The 17,973-nt window shown below is 64.7% G+C and carries 15 protein-coding genes; 4 read left to right on the top strand and 11 right to left on the bottom strand.

From position 1 onward, the window contains the following. Positions 1-170: 170 nt before the first annotated feature. Positions 171-1,433 carry an NAD(P)/FAD-dependent oxidoreductase gene (locus tag FXB38_RS11675; RefSeq protein ID WP_148751006.1) on the top strand — a complete coding sequence of 421 codons (1,263 nt, stop codon included), beginning with the start codon at positions 171-173 and terminating at the stop codon, positions 1,431-1,433. Between the two features lie 129 nt (positions 1,434-1,562). Here FXB38_RS11675 and FXB38_RS11680 read toward each other — a convergent pair whose 3' ends face one another. Then, positions 1,563-2,774 (bottom strand): ABC transporter substrate-binding protein, encoded by a 1,212-nt coding sequence (locus tag FXB38_RS11680; RefSeq protein WP_148751007.1) that lies wholly within the window; start codon positions 2,772-2,774, stop codon positions 1,563-1,565. Between the two features lie 37 nt (positions 2,775-2,811). Continuing rightward, on the bottom strand, positions 2,812-4,020 hold the full coding sequence (locus FXB38_RS11685; protein WP_148751008.1) for a cytochrome P450: 1,209 nt from the start codon (positions 4,018-4,020) through the stop codon (positions 2,812-2,814). 83 nt (positions 4,021-4,103) lie between these two features. Here FXB38_RS11685 and FXB38_RS11690 point away from each other — a divergent pair, with 83 nt between their 5' ends. Next, positions 4,104-4,607 carry a MarR family winged helix-turn-helix transcriptional regulator gene (locus FXB38_RS11690; RefSeq protein WP_148751009.1) on the top strand — a complete coding sequence of 168 codons (504 nt, stop codon included), beginning with the start codon at positions 4,104-4,106 and terminating at the stop codon, positions 4,605-4,607. Between the two features lie 232 nt (positions 4,608-4,839). Here FXB38_RS11690 and FXB38_RS11695 read toward each other — a convergent pair whose 3' ends face one another. Next, positions 4,840-6,690: a feruloyl-CoA synthase gene (locus FXB38_RS11695; RefSeq protein WP_148751010.1), complete on the bottom strand. Its 1,851-nt coding sequence runs from the start codon at positions 6,688-6,690 to the stop codon at positions 4,840-4,842. A gap of 149 nt (positions 6,691-6,839) precedes the next feature. On the opposite strand from FXB38_RS11695, the gene FXB38_RS11700 reads away from it, so the two are divergent. Both FXB38_RS11700 and atzF read left to right on the top strand, forming a co-directional pair. Continuing rightward, complete coding sequence (locus FXB38_RS11700; RefSeq protein ID WP_148751011.1) at positions 6,840-7,346, top strand: MarR family winged helix-turn-helix transcriptional regulator; 507 nt, start codon at positions 6,840-6,842, stop codon at positions 7,344-7,346. 206 nt (positions 7,347-7,552) lie between these two features. Then, the gene (atzF, locus tag FXB38_RS11705; protein WP_148751075.1) at positions 7,553-9,358 is read left to right on the top strand and encodes an allophanate hydrolase; all 1,806 of its coding nucleotides are present in this window, start codon (positions 7,553-7,555) and stop codon (positions 9,356-9,358) included. A 106-nt stretch (positions 9,359-9,464) separates the two neighbouring features. On the opposite strand, the gene FXB38_RS11710 is transcribed toward atzF, so the two are convergent. The 8 genes from FXB38_RS11710 to FXB38_RS11750 form a co-directional block, all read right to left on the bottom strand. Then, complete coding sequence (locus FXB38_RS11710) at positions 9,465-10,178, bottom strand: GntR family transcriptional regulator (protein ID WP_187434811.1); 714 nt, start codon at positions 10,176-10,178, stop codon at positions 9,465-9,467. Positions 10,179-10,182: 4 nt separating this feature from the next. Then, entirely contained in the window at positions 10,183-10,575 is a 393-nt protein-coding gene (gene hpxZ / locus FXB38_RS11715) for an oxalurate catabolism protein HpxZ (protein WP_148751013.1), read from the bottom strand. A gap of 1 nt (position 10,576) precedes the next feature. After that, positions 10,577-11,974, bottom strand: coding sequence for an AtzE family amidohydrolase (locus FXB38_RS11720; RefSeq protein ID WP_187434812.1), 1,398 nt, complete (start codon positions 11,972-11,974; stop codon positions 10,577-10,579). Between the two features lie 7 nt (positions 11,975-11,981). Beyond that, a complete protein-coding gene (locus tag FXB38_RS11725) occupies positions 11,982-12,161 on the bottom strand; it encodes a DUF4089 domain-containing protein (protein ID WP_187434813.1) in 180 nt (59 codons plus the stop codon). Positions 12,162-12,187: 26 nt separating this feature from the next. Then, positions 12,188-13,906 carry a dipeptide ABC transporter ATP-binding protein gene (locus FXB38_RS11730; protein ID WP_148751014.1) on the bottom strand — a complete coding sequence of 573 codons (1,719 nt, stop codon included), beginning with the start codon at positions 13,904-13,906 and terminating at the stop codon, positions 12,188-12,190. Positions 13,907-14,000: 94 nt separating this feature from the next. Then, positions 14,001-14,897, bottom strand: coding sequence for an ABC transporter permease (locus FXB38_RS11735; RefSeq protein ID WP_148751015.1), 897 nt, complete (start codon positions 14,895-14,897; stop codon positions 14,001-14,003). An 11-nt stretch (positions 14,898-14,908) separates the two neighbouring features. Continuing rightward, positions 14,909-15,922 carry an ABC transporter permease gene (locus FXB38_RS11740; RefSeq protein ID WP_148751016.1) on the bottom strand — a complete coding sequence of 338 codons (1,014 nt, stop codon included), beginning with the start codon at positions 15,920-15,922 and terminating at the stop codon, positions 14,909-14,911. 239 nt (positions 15,923-16,161) lie between these two features. Further along, a complete protein-coding gene (locus FXB38_RS11750; RefSeq protein WP_148751017.1) occupies positions 16,162-17,784 on the bottom strand; it encodes an ABC transporter substrate-binding protein in 1,623 nt (540 codons plus the stop codon). Positions 17,785-17,973 lie beyond the last annotated feature (189 nt).

Here is a 17,973-nt window from a genome sequence, read left to right on the forward strand (position 1 = left end):
AATATAATTCTACCTACTTCGGCCAAGACCGGTCCAAGGCTGCGGCGCTTTTTCGCGGGGGGCCGGTCGATATGCCGAGCCTATTTCCGTGATTGATGACAGCTATTGGACCGCGGCGCCCAATCGGCACTTAAATGAGGAAATAGAGCAGCGAGATTCGAGGGTACATCATGACCACGACACCGCATCGCGTCGTCATCGTCGGCGCCGGCTTCGGCGGGCTGGAGACGACCTACCGGCTGGCGGGCGCGCCAGTCGAGATCACGCTGATCGACCGCCGCAACCATCATCTGTTTCAGCCGCTGCTCTACCAGGTCGCGACCGCCTCGCTTGCGACCAGCGAGATTGCCTGGCCGGTCCGCCATCTCATGCGCGACCGGCGCGAAGTGACGACGCTGTTTGCGACCGTCAGCGGCGTTGATGCTGCCAGGCGCTGCGTGCTGATCGACGACGGCAGCGAGGTGCCTTACGACACGCTGGTGCTCGCGACCGGCGCGCGGCATGCCTATTTCGGCCATGACGAGTGGGAGACATGGGCGCCAGGGCTGAAGACGCTGGAAGACGCGACCACGCTGCGCCGTCACATCCTGGTGGCGTTCGAGCGCGCCGAGCGCGAGACCGATCCGGCCAAGCGCGCGGCGCGGCTGACCTTCGTGATCGTCGGTGCCGGTCCCACCGGCGTCGAGCTTGCCGGCACCATCGCCGAAATGGCGCACCACACGCTGCCCGGCGATTTCCGCAACATCGATACCACCAAGGCGCGCGTCGTACTGATCGAGGCCGGCCCGCGCGTGCTTGCGGGCTTTCCCGACGACCTCTCGGCCTATGCGCAAGCCTCGCTCGAGAAGATCGGCGTCGAGGTCGTGCTCGGACAGGCCGTCACCGAGATCAATCGTGAGGGCGTCGTGTTCGGCGCCAAGCTGCTCGAGGCAAAGACCCGGATCTGGGCCGCCGGCGTGCGGGCCTCGCCCGCCGCGGAATGGCTGGGCGCACCTGCCGATCGCGCAGGGCGCGTGCAGGTCGAAGACGACCTGACGATTCCCGGCCATCCCGAGATCTTCGCGATCGGCGACACCATCAATATCAACGCCTGGGAAGGCAAGCCGGTGCCCGGCATCGCGCCGGCCGCGAAGCAGCAGGGCAAGCATGTCGCCGAGACCATCAAGGCCCGGCTGCGCGGCGAGAACAAGGGAGCGTTCCGCTACAAGCACGCCGGCAGCCTCGCCCAGATCGGCAAGCGACTCGCGGTGATCGATTTCGGCAAGATCAAGCTGCGCGGCACCATCGCATGGTGGATCTGGGGCATCGCCCACATCTACTTCCTGATCGGCCTGCGCCACCGCCTCAGCGTAGCGCTGAGCTGGCTCTGGATCTACGCCCGCGACCAGCGCGCGGCGCGATTGATCACGCAGGGGAGCAGCAAGGTGGTGTAGCGGTGCTTCTCTCGTGTCCTGGACGCGGCGCGGCATGAAATGACGCGACGCAGAGCCGGGACCCAGCAGTCATGGGCCCCGGCTCTGCAGCGCAGCGCTACGCGCTGCACTGCGTCCGGGGCACGAGATCTACTTCGCCAGCTCGCACCCACCCTCCGCCATCGGGCGAAACGCCTGCTCCGCGGGAATCGTCGAGACCAGCTTGTAATAGTCGTAGGGATATTTCGACTCTTCCGGCTTCTTCACCTCGAACAGATACATCGGATGCACGACGCGGCCGTCCTGGCGGATCGCGGTGTCGCCGAACAGTCTGTCCTTGCCCTTAAATTTCTTCATCTCGGGCACGACGTCCTTGGCATTGTCGCTGCCGGTCGCAGCGACCGCGTTGAGATAGGCGAGCGTGGAGGCATAAACGCCGGCCTGGTTGCCGCTCGGCATCTTGCCGTTCATGCCGGGACGCGCGGCGAAGCGTTTTGCAAACGCGCGGGTGTCATCGTTCATGTCCCAGTAAAAGGCTTCCATGAGCTGCAGGCCCTGCGCCACCTTGATGCCCATGCCGTGAACGTCGTTGATGAAGAGCAGGAAGGCGACGAGCTTCTGGCCGCTCTGCTGGATGCCAAACTCGGCGGCCTGTTTCACGGCGTTGATGGTGTCGCCGCCGGCATTGGCAAGGCCGATCACCTGCGCTTTCGAGCCCTGCGCCTGCAACAGGAACGAGGCGAAGTCGGAGGTGCCGAGCGGATGTCTTGAAGAGCCGAGCACCTTGCCGCCGTGGCCCTCGATGTATTTCTGCGCCTCCGTCTCGATGCCCTTGCCGAGTGCGTAGTCGACCGTCAAGAAATACCAGTCCTTGCCGCCGCGCGACATCATTGCCGCTGCCGTGGTGTTGCCGGTCGCCCAGGTGTCGTTGACCCATTGGATGGTATTCCGCGAGCACGCCTTGCCGGTGAGATCGGCGCTCGCGGTCGACGACGCCAGATACGTCATGCGGCTGTCGCGCAAGAGCGAGTTGATGGAGAGGCCGACCGCGGAGTTCGGCACGTCGACGATCGCATCGACGCCTTCGACCTCGAGCCATTTGCGCGCGATGGCGTTGCCGACATCGGCCTTGTTCTGGTGATCGGCGTAGACGATCTCGACCTTGATGCCCTTAGCCCCGCCGTTGAAATCCTCGGCCGCCATGCGCGCGGCCTCGACCGAGCCCATGCCGTTGGTGTCCTGAAAAATGCCGGAGATGTCGTTGAGCACGCCGACGCGAACGACATTGTCGGATATCTCGGCGCTCGCGGCGCCGCCGATCAGGCTCGCAGCGAGCGCGAGCGTCCACTTCAAGTTCTTCATTGGTCCCTCCCCTTGATTGGTTTCGCCGTCGGCAGCGTCAAGCCGGCGTGATCGTCACCGGTAGGCTGTCGAGCCCGCGCAGCGTGTTGTTGAAGCGGCGCTTCGGCTCGCCGGTGATGTCGATGCCGGCAACGCGGCGGGCCAAGGCTGAGAGCATCGTCTCACCTTCGAGCCGCGCCACGAGCTGGCCGACGCACATGTGAATGCCCGAGCCGTAGCCGACATGGCCGGAGGTTCGGCGGGTGATGTCGTAACTGTCAGGCTTGTCCCAGCGCCGCGGATCGCGGTTGGCGGCCGCGAGGAACATCAGCACTTTCTCGCCTTCGCCGATGGTGGCGCCTGACAGCTCGACATCGCGCGTCGTGGTGCGGAAGAAGGTCTGCACCGGGCTCTCGAAGCGCACGGCCTCTTCGAAAGCGTTGCGCGCGAGCGTGAGATCGCTACGCAGGCGCTGCCACTGATCGGGGAAGCGAGCCAGGCAATAGACGGCGGCACCGATACCGTTGACCGTGGTATCGAGGCCGGCCGACAGCAGCGAGCGCACCAGCAGCGGCGCCTCCGTGGCTGTTATGCCGCCCTCGTCGACATGGGCATGAATGCAGGCGCCGATGCCGCCCGGCGTCAGGTTGTCGCGCTGGCACTGCTCGGTGACATAGGCCTGGTGCGGCGCCGAACGCGCGATCGCCTCCTTGCGCAACTCGTTCGGCGGACCAAAGGCGTTGAACACCAGGCTCGCATAGGGAATGAGATGATCGCGCCCCTCGGGCTTCAGCCCGAGCGCATCCGGAAAGATCGAGAGCGGGTAGGCTTCTGCTAGATCCGTGATCGCATCAAAACTGCGCTGCTCCAGCAGCGCATCCACGCGCTCTTCCGCCGCCGCGGCAAAACGGTCGCGCAGCCCCTTCATCACGGTCGGCGACAGCACCTTCGACAGCACGGCGCGGGTGCGGGTGTGCTCGGGAGGATCGGCCTCGAGGATCAGGCTCGGCGGCCGCCACGGCGCCTCCTTCTTGAAATCGGACAGGCCGACGCCGCGGCTGGAGCAGAACGTCGTGGGATCGTTCAGAACCGCATGAACCTCGGCATAGCGCGCCACGCCATAGAGCTTCCACTTGTCGAGATAGACCACCGGGCCCGTCTCCCGTAGCAGCTCATGTGTGGGATAAGGATCGGCAAAGAAATTCATGTCGAAGGGATCGACGTCGAGATGCGGAACGCTTGATGCGGCGGAGCCGGGTGCGCTCATAAAAATCCTCCCTCATTTTGATCTTGTGAAAGGGCGGCGCTTGCCCTTAGGTCTCTGGGCACGCCGCGAGACAGATTCCCGATATGCCGCCTTCGACCAGATCCCGCCAAAAGCCTGCGCCCGCTGAATTCGGGCCGACGCTCGACCTCGATCGTTACGTCCCGGCGTTCATCACCTTCATCGCCAACAAGCTCTCGAACGGCGCGACCGCGTTCTATCAGCGGCAGTTCGGCGTCAACGTCACGGAGTGGCGGATCATGTCGCTGCTGGCGATCGAGCCCGGCATTCCCGCCTCGCGCATCTGCCACGTCATCGGCTTCGACAAGGGCCCGGTGAGCCGCACGCTCGCCGGCCTGGAGAAGCGCGGCCATGTGTCGATCCGCACCGATCCGAACGACGGCCGCACCCATTCGATCTCGCTGACGGCGAAGGGCCGCGCCACCCATGACAAGGTGATCGTTGCGGCGTTCGAGCGCGAACGGCGTCTGCTGTCCTGTCTGAGCAAGGACGAGCGCGAGGTACTGATCGACCTGCTGCGCCGGCTGCACGAAAACCTCGGCGCGGTGACGGGCGGCAGCACCAGCTGACGCGGCGGGCGTGAGGCGCGTCGTATTGCCGCCTTCGGACATGCGCAGGCATTTACCCGCGGCGCCGTTCCTGCCGAGCATCGTTTCCTCCCAGATCAGGCGCAGCGGTTCCCCCGCCGTCATCCTTGTCCGGAACGATTCGCATGAATTAGTTGCTTAGGCAACAAAATAATCGACGGATAATGCGGCAGAATGGCTGGCATATCCGGGCGAGCTTTGGGTTCGTGAACCGCTACAGACCAACCCACTCCGCCGACGCATCAGCATTCAACCGCCCCACGGCATCCGCACGGCGTGTCAACACCGCGCGCTGGTTGATGTAGCCCTTGTCGGTGATCTCGCCGCCGTCCACCGATGGCGGTTCGGCGAGCAACAGCGCGCGCGTGGCGTGACCGGAGGAGTTGGCGCACTGCTGCTTCAGTCTTGCGAGACCTTGCGCCAACGTGGTCCTGACCTTGTCGTGCGCCAGTACGTCATTCACATCTGCCGTCCCGGGCAGACCGGCATGAGCGCGGCAGGCTGCGACGTTCGGGAACACCAAGAAGCGCACCTCGTCGCCGCCGTGACCCGTGACGACGATGTCCTGCGCCAGCGGCGTAAGCGCTGTAATGCCGGCGACGCGCAGCGTGCCGACGCTGACCCAGGTGCCGGAATTGAGCTTGAAATCTTCCGCGACACGGCCGTCGAAGAACAGGCCGCGCTCGGGACGCTCCGCATCGGCAAGTTTTACCGCGTCGCCGATCAGATAAAAGCCCTCTTCGTCAAAAGCCTGCCTGGTCAGCTCGGGCGCTTTCCAGTAGCCCGGCGTCACGTTGGGGCCGCGCACGCGCACCTCGAGCTTGTCGCCGCAAGTGACGAGCTTCAATTCGGTGCCCGGAATCGGCACGCCGATGTTGCCAGAGCGTTCGGCGAGGAAATGGCAGTCGGTCGCCAGCGGCGACGTCTCGGTCGAGCCCCAGGCCGAGACCATCGGCAGCGGCCGGCCGACAGTCTCGATCGAGAGCTGTTCGAGCGCGTCCCAGAGATTCTGCGGCAGCGCGGCGCCGGCATAGAAGGCGAACTTCACCTCGCCGAAGAAGCGGCGGCGCAGTTCCTCATCGCCGCGCAGCGCCGCAATCAGCATGTCGAAACCGCGCGGCACGTTGAAATAGACCGTCGGCATCACGCTTTTCAGATTGGCCAGTGACGTCGCGAACAGACCGGGTGCAGGCTTGCCGCCGTCGATATAGAGCGAGCCGCCGTTGCGCAGCACGAGATTGAAATTGTGGTTGGCACCGAAGGTGTGACTCCAGGGGAGCCAATCGAGGATGACGAGATCGCCGTGGCCCTGCTCCAGAAAGGTCCAGGTCTGCGCCTTGGCCTGCTGGCTCGAGGTCAGCATGCGCTGGGTGTTGATGACTGCCTTGGGCGTGCCGGTCGAGCCCGACGTGAACAGGAATTTTGCGATCGTGTCCGGGGTCATCGTGGCAAAGGCTTTTGCAACGTCAGGCGTCTCAGCTGTTGCCGCAATGGCGCGGAAGGCAAGCGCGCCGGCATCATCGGCATTGCCGCTGATGATCTGCGCCTTATGCAGCGGCTTGATCGCGGCGAGCGCCGCCGCAAACGGCTTTGTTGCGGAGACATAGATCGCGCCCGGCTCCAGCAGCGCGATCATGCTCTTGAGCTTGTCAAAATCCTTCGACATCAGCGAATAGGCCGGCGAGATCGCGGCCGAGGGCACACCGACATGCTGAGCGGCATGCGCCAGCAACGCATGGTCGATGCTGTTGTCGGAGAGGATGACGAGTGGGCATTCCGCGCTGAGGCCCCTCGCGAGGATCCATGACGCCGCGCCTCGCACCTGCTGCAGCGCCTGCGCATAGGTGACGGTGGTCCAGGGCGATTCGGTACTGCCGCGCTCGGCGAGGAAGACCTTGTCCGGGGTCTGCCGCGCAAAATGCTCCAGCCAGTCGCCGATGCAGCGCGCGCAATCGCGCAAGGGCTCGCCCGAGCGCAGCACAATGCTGCCGTCGGCGCGATGCTCGGCGACGGTCTTTGGCGTTGCGAACAGGCTCGAAGCGTCACCGCGAGTGGCTGACGTCATGGTTTCCTCCCTCGCCCATATCCGGAATCGGCCGCAGCCTCGTTGCGGGCCGCTTTGGCCATAATGTTGGGCGGGACAATTGTTGTCGTCAACAACAATCTTCCGTTGGGACCGCCAAGGCGCTAAGGTCGCGCGGCAGGAGACACGATGTGACAGCCAGCGCAGCCCGAGCCGACACCCGCCCCTCCCCACGCAAACGCGCCGGCAATGGCGCGGCGCGGTGGAACGACGCGGACGAGATCGGGCTGGACGCGCTGGTCGGCCACGCCGGCTATGCGGTGCGGCGCTTCCAGATCTGGATCTTTCAGGATTTCATCAAGACGCTCGGCGACGTCGACATCAGGCCGACGCAATATTCGGTGCTGACCGTGATCGGCGCCAACCCCGGGCTCTCGCAGATGGCAGTGGCAAAGCGCCTCGGCATCGAGCGCGCCCGGCTGGTGCATCTGATCGACAGCCTCGAACAGCGCAAGCTGGTGAAACGGATCAAGTCGAAACAGGATCGGCGCTCGCACGCGCTGCATCTCACCGGCCCAGGTGAGACGGCGTTGGCCAAATTCAAGCGGCTCGCCATCGAGCACGAGCGGCATGTCGAGGAGAAGATCGGCAAGGCCAACCGGGAGCGGCTGCTTCAGATCCTGGCCGGCTTCACCTGATCCGGACTGCTCATTGTTTGAGCAGACGCTCTTGACCGGGCCTTAGCTCGGCAGCGCAATCGATCATCGAGGTATTCCACAAGCTACTGATTTTTCGATAGTATCCGGAGCAACCGCGCTGCCCGGATAATGTACACAATGGCACATCGCTTGCTTCATTCCGGGTGAAGACAAGTTGCCGGAGTTTTATCGCCATGAAGGCTGAAATGGGGGCTGAGCAGCCTGAAACGATCGCCGCGATTGTGGCCGCGCATCGCGCGGGCACAATGACGCCGGCGCAGACGGTCGCGCGGACCTATCAGCGCATTCGCGACCACAACGATCCCGCGATCTTCATCAGCCTGCGCGACGAGAAGGACGCGATCGCGGAGGCCGGGAAGCTTGCCGCGAAGGATGCCGCCAGCCTGCCGCTCTACGGCGTGCCTGTTGCCGTGAAGGACAATATCGATGCGCTGGGCTTTCCGACCACGGCGGCCTGTCCGGCCTTCTCCTTTGCGCCGACGCACGACTCGACTGCGGTCGAACGGCTGCGCGCGGCAGGCGCGATCATCATCGGCAAGACCAATCTCGACCAGTTCGCGACCGGCCTCGTGGGCGTGCGTTCGCCCTATGGCATTCCCAGGAATTCGGTCCGTGCGGACCTCATTCCGGGCGGATCGAGCTCGGGCTCCGCTGTGGCGGTCGGCGCAGGCCTCGTGCCGCTGTCACTCGGCACGGACACAGCCGGCAGCGGCCGCGTGCCGGCGCTGCTCAACAACATCGTCGGGCTGAAGCCGAGCCTCGGCATGATCTCGACCGCAGGCCTTGTGCCGGCGTGTCGCACGCTCGACTGCATCTCGGTGTTTGCGCTGACGGTGGATGATGCTGCGCTCGCGCTGTCGGTGATGACGGGTCCCGATCAGGCCGATCCGTTCTCACGCGACCGGCCGCTGGGCGCGATCACGCCGCTTCCGGCAAATCTGCGCCTGGGCGTGCCGCGCAACGGGCAGCTGATCTTCTTCGGCGACAAGAAAGCCGAAGCCGCTTACGGCGAAGCCCTGAAGCGCTGGACCACACTCGGCGCTGAGCTGGTCGAGTTCGATCTCGAGCCGTTCTACGAGACGGCGCGACTGCTCTATGAAGGGCCCTGGGTTGCCGAGCGCTATCTCGTGATCAAGAATCTGCTGGCGTCCGCGCCGGACTCCATCCATCCGGTGACCCGCGAGATCACCGCGGCCGGTGCGCGGCTCACAGCAGCCGAAACCTTCTCGGCACTCTACCGCTTGCAGGGCCTGCGCAAGATCGCCGAGCGCACATTTGCCAATATCGACGCGCTGGTGCTGCCGACGGCGCCGACGGCCTATACGACCGCACAGGTGCTCGCCAATCCGGTCGAGCTCAACAGCCGGCTCGGCACCTATACAAATTTTGTCAATCTGCTCGATCTCTGCGGCCTTGCCGTGCCGGCGGCGATGCGTACGGACGGCACTCCTTTCGGCATCACGCTGCTGGCGCCCGCCGGCCGCGATGCGATGCTTGCGAGCATCGGGCGCGTGTTCCATGCCGATACGAAGTTGACGCTTGGTGCGAAGGGCGTGGCGCAAGCGCCGCTTGCGGCGCTTGCCAGAAGCAGCGGCGACGAGATCCCGATCGCCGTGGTCGGCGCGCATCTTTCCGGCATGGCGCTCAATGGCGAATTGAAGACGCTGAACGCAAAGTTGATCGAGGCGACCAGGACCGCGCCGGACTACAAGCTCTATGCGCTGAAGACCACGCCGCCGAAGCCGGGCCTGCTGCGCGTCGAAGCCGGCACGGGCGCGTCGATCGAGCTGGAGATCTGGTCGCTGTCGTCATCGGCCTTCGGCAAGTTCGTCAACGCGATCCCTGCGCCGATGGCGATCGGTACGATCCGGCTTGCGGATGGCCGCAGCGTGAAGGGGTTTCTCGTCGAGCCGGAGGCGTTGGGCGCGGCGCGGGATATCACCGCGTATGGCGGCTGGCGCGCGTATATGAAGGAAGCCGCGACAACATAGGTCCCGTAGGGTGGGCAAAGCGAAGCGTGCCCACCATCACCGTTAGTTGGGATCGATGGTGGGCACGGCGCGTTGCGCCTTTGCCCACCCTACTCGATCTACTCTATCACACCGACACCGCGTAGATCTCATACTCCCCGCGCACCAGCTCGATATGCGCGCGCATCGCGGCGGCGGCGCCATGCTTGTCGCCGCGCATGATGGCGACGACGACGCGATCGTGCTCGGCTTGCGACTTTGCGAGACGGCCGAGGTTGCGGAACTGGGCGCGGCGGAACGGCTGCACGCGGACCCGCGTCGCCAGCGTGATCTCGGCGATGTAACCGTTCTGCGAACCCGCATAGATCGCGTTATGAAAACGCTCGTTGACCTCGTGGAAGCGATCGGGATTGCCGGCGTAGCTGAGGACGCGGAGCTCCTCGTGGATCGCTTCGAGACCGTGACGCTCGGCGGCCGACATGCGCTCGGCAGCAAGGCCTGCGCACAGCGCCTCCAGCTCCGCCATCGCCTCGAACATGCCCGTCAGCCGCTCGATCGACGGCTGCGCAACGACCGCGCCGCGATGCGGTCGTGCCTCGACCAGGCCGCTCGCGACCAGTTGCCGCAGCGCTTCGCGCACCGGCGTGCGCGAGACGCTGAAGCGTCGCGCGATGTCGGTCTCGTCGAGCGGCGCGCCGGGCGCGAGAGTTCCACGCACGATCTCGTCGGCAAGCTGGAGACGCAGTTCCTCGGCGCGCGTGACCTTCTGCATCGATGGCGAGGGACGGTCGACACGCGGCACCACCGGCAGTGTCCCGGGCGGAAAATCGTCAAGCGTCATACGGTCAGGTCTCTTTCGACTCGTCGATGATGCTGACATGGGCAGCGACGACGCGCCAGCCCTCCGGGAAGCGAATCCAGGTCTGCATCTGCCGGCCGACCTTGCCGGGAGCCGTGTCGCGATAGAACAGAGTGGAGGCGACAGCCGCATCGCGGCCATAGCTGGTGATCACGGTCTTGGCGGTGCGGCGGCTCAAGCCGACCGGCGAGCGGCCGGCCCGAAAACCCGAGATCGCCCCATAGCCGTAGAGGTTCTCGCCGATGCCGTAGCGCAGCGTGCGGGGATCGTTGCGAAACAGCTCGCCGAGCACGGCGACGTCGTTGGCGACGAGGGCCCGCTCATAGCGCTCGAACGCGGCTTTGACTTCCGCGATCACGTCGGGGAGATCGATCTCCATCTCAGAATCCTTTTGGTGACGGCGCGGCGACCACGCCCATCTTCTCCAATGCGTGCGCAACGCGCAGCGCGATGTCCTCGCGCCAGGGCGCGGCAATAATCTGCACACCGATCGGCAACGGCTCGAGCGGAACCGGCACGGCGACCACGGGCAAGCCGATGAACGAGATTGGCTGGGTGTGGATGCCGATGTTGGCGCGCACCGGAAATTCGACGCCATCGAGATTGAAATTCACCTGGCCGAGTTTTGGCGCGGTGCAGGGCGTTGCCGGGGCGATCAGCACGTCGACGGATTTGAAGATTTCAGCGAGTTGCGCGCGATACCAACGGCGGAATTTTTGCGCGCGGTCTACCAGAGGCGCCGGCACCATGGCGCCGGCGATCAGCCGGTCGCGCACGGCGGGATCGAAATCGTTCGGACGCTTGCGCAGGCGATCGAGATGCAGCGATGCGCCTTCAGTGGTGGTGATGACATAGGCCGCCGCGCGGGCGCGCGAGGCTTCGGGCACGTCGACCACTCGCGTTGCGCCAAGTGCCTTGGCGATACGGCTGACGGCCTCGACGGCTTCTGGAAACAGGTTCTTCTGGAAGTGCCCGCCGGCGATCGCGATGCGCAGGTCCGAGACCGGATTTGCGAGCAGCGGCGTCGTCGGCTCCAGACCACGTGTTGTCGTGCAGGCTGCGTCGTCGGCATCCGGGCCCTGCATCGCGTCATAGGCGAGCGCGAGATCCGTCACCGAGCGCGCGAACGGGCCGAGATGATCGAGGCTCGCGACGAACGGGAACGAGCGCGCGCGCGACAGCCGGCCATAGGTCGGCTTCAGGCCAAAGATGCCGCAGAAGGAGGACGGCACGCGAATCGAGCCGTTGGTGTCCGAGCCGAGGGCAATCGGCACGAGCGCGCCGCCGACGGCGCTGCCGGAGCCGCCTGATGAGCCGCCGGCCATCCGCGTGATGTCATGCGGATTGCGCGAGGGACCGTCGTGGACGTTCTCGCCGGTGAAGTCGTAGGCGTACTCGCCCATGTTGAGCGCACCGACCAGCACGGCGCCGGCCGCCTCCAGTCGCTCGATCAAGGTCGCGTCACGCTGGGATGGCGCGAGGTCGCGGTTGATCTTCGAGCCGGCCCGCGTCGGCAGACCCGCGACGTCAAAAAGATTCTTCACCGCGAAGGGCACGCCGGCGAGCGGGCCGACGGTCTTGCCGGCCGCAATGTCGGCATCGATCGCACGCGCTTTCGCACGGGCGCGATCGGCGGTGACGTCGGTGAAGGAATTGAGCAGGGTGTCGCGCTGCTTGATGCGCGCGAGCGCCGCTTCGGTGGCATCGAGCGCGGACATCTTGCCGCGCGCAACCGCATTCGCGATCTCGGAGGCCGTCATCTCTGGCTTGGTGGTCATGGCAGCATCAGGCCGTGAAGATCGGCGCCGGCTCGGTGTCGTCCGGCAGCGCGAATTCGTCGACGAGGCGACCAAGCCGCAGCGAGACTTCGAGATTGGCGCGTACCGCGGGCCGCCAGGCCTCCTCGACCGGCAGCGCCAGCGCTTTCGATACGGCGTCGATATAGTCGTCCAGCGGCTCGGCCATCACGCTCCCAAACAATCAGTGCACTCTCAGTGGATCTGCAACGGCGGATGCGGGATCGCCGTCAGCAGCTCCTTGGTGTAACTGTCCTGCGGATCGCTCAGGACCTGCTCGGAAGAGCCTTCCTCGACGATCCGCCCCGTCCGCATCACAATGACACGATCGCACAACAAGCGCACCACATTCAAATCATGCGAGACGAACAGATAACTCATACCTAGCCGCGCCTTCAGGTCCTGAAGCAGGTTCAGCACGACTGCCTGCACCGAGACGTCGAGCGCCGCGGTCGGCTCGTCGAGGACGACGAGCTTTGGATGCAGCGCAATCGCACGGGCGATGCCGACGCGGGCCTTCTGCCCGCCGGAGAGCTGGTGTGGGAAGCGATCGAGCAGATTGTGCGGCAGGCCGACCATGGTGGCCAGCTCCTCGCAGCGGGCGCGAAGCGCATCGCGCCCCCTGATATCGCCGAGCTGCATGATCGGATCGACGATGGCGCGCGCCGCGGTAAAACGAGGGTTGAGGCTGTCGGTCGGGTCCTGGAATACCATCTGGATCCGGCTGCGCTGCGGCAGCCGGGCGAAGGCGGCAGGCTGAATGCCGCCGATGTCCTCGCCGTCGAACTGGATCAGGCCGGAGGTCTGGTCCAGCAGGCGCATCACCATCATCGACGTGGTCGATTTGCCGCAGCCGGATTCGCCAACCAGGCCGACGCTCTCGCCATGGCCGATCGAGAAGCTGATGCCGTCGACCGCGCGGAACACGTCCGGCTCGACCGGCGGCTTGCGGCCGAACAGTTTTCCGAGCGTGGCGGTGGCGCCCTGGCGGGGGTATTCTTTGACCAGCTTTTCGATGAGCAGGAGGGGCTGCTGGCCCTCTGCAATTGCGGCGACGGCCGGGGCAGGCTCCGCGCTCGCGGCTCCCTCCTCCTCCGGCAGCAGATCCCGCAAGCTCACACCGAGCCGCGGCGTCGCGCGCATCAGCTTCTTGGTGTAGGGATGCTGCGGGTTGGCGAAGATGTCCGCGGCCTTGGCGGTCTCGACCACCCGGCCCTTTTCCATCACCACGACGCGGTCGCAATAGGCGGCGGCGAGGCCGAGATCGTGGGTGATGAGGATGGTCGACATCGCCTTGCGCTTGGTCAGCTCGACAATCAGGTCCATCACCGCTTTCTGGGTGGTGACGTCGAGGCCGGTGGTCGGCTCGTCAGCGATCAGGAGCTGCGGGTTGCAGGCGAGCGCGAGCGCGATGACGACGCGCTGGCACATGCCGCCGGAGAGCTCGAAAGGATAGGCATGATAGCGCTCGCGCGGGCGGGCGATCTTGACCTGCTCCAGTGCCTCGATCGCCTTTTCTCCGTGGTCCGAAACCATCGCCTGCTGCACATGGGTGCGCAGCACGTCCTCGATCTGGTCGCCCACTTTCCGGATCGGGTTCAGCGCCGCACGCGGGTTCTGGAAGATCATCGAGACTTCGCGGCCGCGCAGGTCGCGCATCTGGCCTTCGGTCGCGGCCTTGACGTCGATGCCGGAGAACATCACCGAGCCCTCGGCGATCCTCCCGGCGCGATCGAGGATGCGCATCACCGCGTAGGACGTCACCGACTTGCCGGAGCCGGACTCGCCGACGATGGCGAGCGTCTCGCCCCTGGCGACGGAGATGTTGACGTGCTGCACGGCCTTGACGATGCCGCGCCGGGTGGTGAATTCGACGGTGAGGTCCTGGACCTCGAGCAGCGGCTGGGCGGTCATGGATGCCTCCCGTCACTCAAAAAGCTCGAAAACAACCCCATGCACAGTAGAGCGGCGTTGAAATCATTAGAGAATTCTCGCGGAAATGGGGCCATCACGTCCTCCGCTGGGGATCGACGATGTCGCGCAGGCCGTCGCCGAGGAGGTTGAAACAGAACACGGCGATCATCAGCGCGAGGCCGGGGAAGAGCGCGATCCACCATTCGCCCGAGACCATGAAGCCCGCGCCTTCGGCGACCATGATGCCCCATTCGGCGGTCGGCGGGCGGACGCCGAGGCCGATGAAGGACAGGCCGGCGGCATTGAGGATGGCGTAGCCCATGGTCAGCGACATCTGCACGATCATGATCGGCATGATGTTCGGCAGGATGTGCACCAGCAGGATGCGGAATTCGCCGTTGCCGGAGAGACGCGCCGCCTGCACGAAGCCGGCATTGCGGCGCACGTTCGCTTCGGCGCGCGCGACGCGGGCGTAGAGCGGGAAGTTGACGATGGCGGTGGCCAGAATGATGTTCTGCACGGTGTTGCCGAGCGCGGCGACAATGCCCATCGCCAGCACGAACAGCGGGAAGGCCATGATGGTGTCGGCGATACGGCCGACGATGCGATCGGTCCAGCCACCAAAGTAACCGGCTGCGATGCCGGCGAGCCCGCCCATCAGGAACACCAGCACGACGGAGGCGACCGCGATGAAGGTATCGAGCCGCGTCGCCACCACGACGCGGCTGAAAATGTCGCGCCCAAGCTGATCGGTGCCGAACCAGTGCGCCGCCGATGGTGCTTTCAACGCCGCCGCGGTGTCGGAGGCGAGCGGATCGTACGGCACCGTGTAGGGACCGAAGATCGCCGCAAGGAGGATCACGATCAGCAGGGCGAAGGAAAAGCCCGTGACCTTGTTCTCGCCGAGGACATAGCGGGTCTGTTCGAGGATCGCGACCAGTCCCGAGGTGCGGGCGGGACCGGGTTCAACGGCTGGCGCGACGGTGCTCATAGCGTGTCCCCCTACCCTTCAAGCCGCACGCGTGGATCGATCACGCCATAGAGAATGTCGATCACCAGATTCAAGAGCACGTACATCACCGCCATGGTCAGCACGAAGCCCTGCACCGGCGCGAAGTCCGACGAGATCAGCGCTTCCACCGCGTAGGAGCCGATGCCGGGCCAGGCGAACACTTTTTCGACCAGCACGTTGGCGCCGAGCAGGAACGAGAACACCATGCTAAGCGTAGTGATGACAGGCAGCATCGCATTGCGAAACGCATAGGTGACGATGACTGTCGTCGGCGACAGGCCGCTGGCGCGCGCGGTGCGGACGAATTCCGACGACAGTACCGCGAGCATCGAGGCGCGCGTCATGCGCGCGATCGGCGCCAACGAGAAGATCGCGAGCGTCGTCGCGGGCAGGATGAGCTGGCTCAACGCCGAGCGGAACGCTTCGAAGTCGCGCGCAATCAGTGTGTCGATCAGATAGAAGCCGGTGACCGTCGGCGGCGCGCTGTAGAACACATCGAGACGCCCGAGCGGCGCCGGCGACCAGCCGAGCCTGAAATAGAAGAAATAGACCAGCACCAGGCCGGTGAAGAACACGGGGAGCGAGACGCCCGCTGTCGTTGTTATTCGGCAGAGATGATCGATCCATGATCCTGGTCTTGTCGCCGCGAGCACGCCGAGCGGAATGGCGATGACGATGGAGACGATCAGGCCGAGCAGTGTCAGCTCGGCCGAAGCCGGAAGCCGGTTGCGAATTTCGGCTGCGACCGGCTGGCCTGTCGTGAGCGAGTTGCCGAAATCGCCATGCGCGAGATCGTTGGTGTAGCGGAAGAACTGCTCGATCAGCGGCTTGTCGAGGCCGAGCTTCTTGCGGATCTGCTCGACCGCTTCCTTGGTCGCCGCGGGGCCTGCGAAGTACGCCGCCGGATCACCGGGCAGCGCACGCGTCAGCAGGAAGGTGACGATGACGACGCCGATCAGTGAGGGAATCGCGAACATCAGGCGCTTGCCGATCATGGTCAGCATGGCGTGGGACTCCTGATGTTGATGGCCTGTGAGAACGGTCTACAGGCGCGCTCAGCTGCGCCCCCTCTCCCCTTGTGGGAGAGGGTTGGGGTGAGGGGTGGCCCCAAGCGCGGTCGGAATTCGTGGCTACCCCTCACCCTACCCCTCTCCCACAAGGGGAGAGGGAATGAGAGGACAGTGCCCGCCTCACTCAGCAGGCCAGCCAGCGTCGCGGCCATGTCGCGCGCGCTCATGACGCATCACCCCTTCGCCAGCGCGCGATAATCGAGGCGGCGGTGGAACCAGTATTGGTAGCCCGAGATGTTCTTCTGCATCGCGACGTTGACGAAGGGCTGGTACAGGGGGATGCGCGGGATGTCGGCGTAGGCGAGATCGACGAAGCCTTTCACGTCGGTGTCGTAGGTGGTCATGTCGCCGGTGGCGGCCGCGGTGCGCGCGCCGTCGATCAGCTTGTCCATCTCCGCCGATTTGTAGCTCATGGTGTTGAAGACGGAATTGTTGCCGTGATAGCACCAGTAGAAGAAGTACTCGGGGTAATCGAGCCAGCCCGAGAACACGTTGGTGAAGAGCGGCATCTCCTTCTTGTTCAACTCGGTGCGCCAGTTGGCGCCGGGCACCTTGTTGATGGTGGTCCTGATGCCGATCTGGGCGAGGCTTTCCTGCACCAGCACGCAGAGCGGCTCGTTGACGCCGGCGAAGTTGAGATCGAACGAGATCGTGGTCTCGAAGCCGCTGGCGAGGCCGGCTTCCGCCATCAGCGCCTTCGCCTTCTCGATGTCGGTGTTGTATTTGTGCGGTTGCGGCCAGGCGACTTCGGTCGGCTTGTCCTTCGCGGCGCCGAACATGGGGTTCGCGAGGCCGAACATCACGGCATCCATGATCTTCTGGTAGGGCAGCGCGTAGGCCACCGCCTGACGTACCCTGGGATTATCGAACGGCGGCTTGGTGACGTTCATGCCGATATACTGGATGCCGTTGGAGAACGGCAGCGACACCACGTTGAGCTTGCCGCTGGCCTTCATCTCCTGGAAATCCTTGTTCGGGAGCTCGTAGGAGATGTCGGCGTCGCCACGCTCCAGCAGCGCGCGGCGGTTGCCGGCCTGCGGCACCATGCGCCAGATCACGCGCTTGATCTTCGGCAGCGGACCGCAGACCCAATCCTCGTTGCGCTCCATGATCACTTCGGTGCCGGCCGTCCACTTCGTCACCTTGTAGGCGCCGGAGCCCGCGGTCTGCTGCTTGGTGAATTCGAGTCCCCAGGGATCCTTCTCGTTGGCGTTCTTCTTCACAAGCTCGGAGTTGACGATGCAGGGCACGATTACCGCGAGATCGGGGACCGTCAGCCTGTCCTTCTTCAGGAAGTCGACGCGCACGGTGTGGTCGTCGATGACGACGAACTGCTCCGGCTTGGTCAGCGAGCCCGCGCTCATCTGGAAGGTCGGGAAACCGCCGACGCTGACCGCACGATCGAGCGACCATTTCACGTCCTTGGCGGTGACGGGCGTGCCGTCGTGGAATTTGGCGTTCTTGCGCAGCTTGAAGGTGACCGACATGTCGTCGATCTTGAACTCCTCGGCGAGCTCACCTTTGAACTTGTCGCGGTCGTAATAGGGCACGCCGCCGGGGCCGGTCTTCATCTCGTGGCTGATCAGCCGGTCGTAGCAATTCCAGGACACTTCATAGCCGGGCACATTGGTGCCGACGCCGTGGATGTCGAGATTGTTGGGGCCGCCTTCCGAGACGATCAGCAGCGTCTCCGAGCGCGCGTCGGCATAGGCCGAGGAGACCACGGACGGAATGACCGGAAGCGTCGCGCCGGCGGCCAATCCGGAGACGGACTTGAGAAAATCGCGGCGCTTCATAAAAATGCTCCAACTCAAAAAGTTTCTGGTTGGAACTGGATTCGCAAGGTTCGTGCCAAGGCTTGGAAGCAACGCACGCCGGCCCAACAGCCTGAAAGAATAAGGCATTTCAGATTTCGGCCTCAAAGGGTTCTCAGGATCATTGCATACAGAGACGCATAATTGCCTATTTTATAGGCGCATCGAAGC

Origin of the sequence: Bradyrhizobium cytisi (genome assembly GCF_008123515.1) — a bacterium.
Classification (GTDB): domain Bacteria; phylum Pseudomonadota; class Alphaproteobacteria; order Rhizobiales; family Xanthobacteraceae; genus Bradyrhizobium; species Bradyrhizobium cytisi.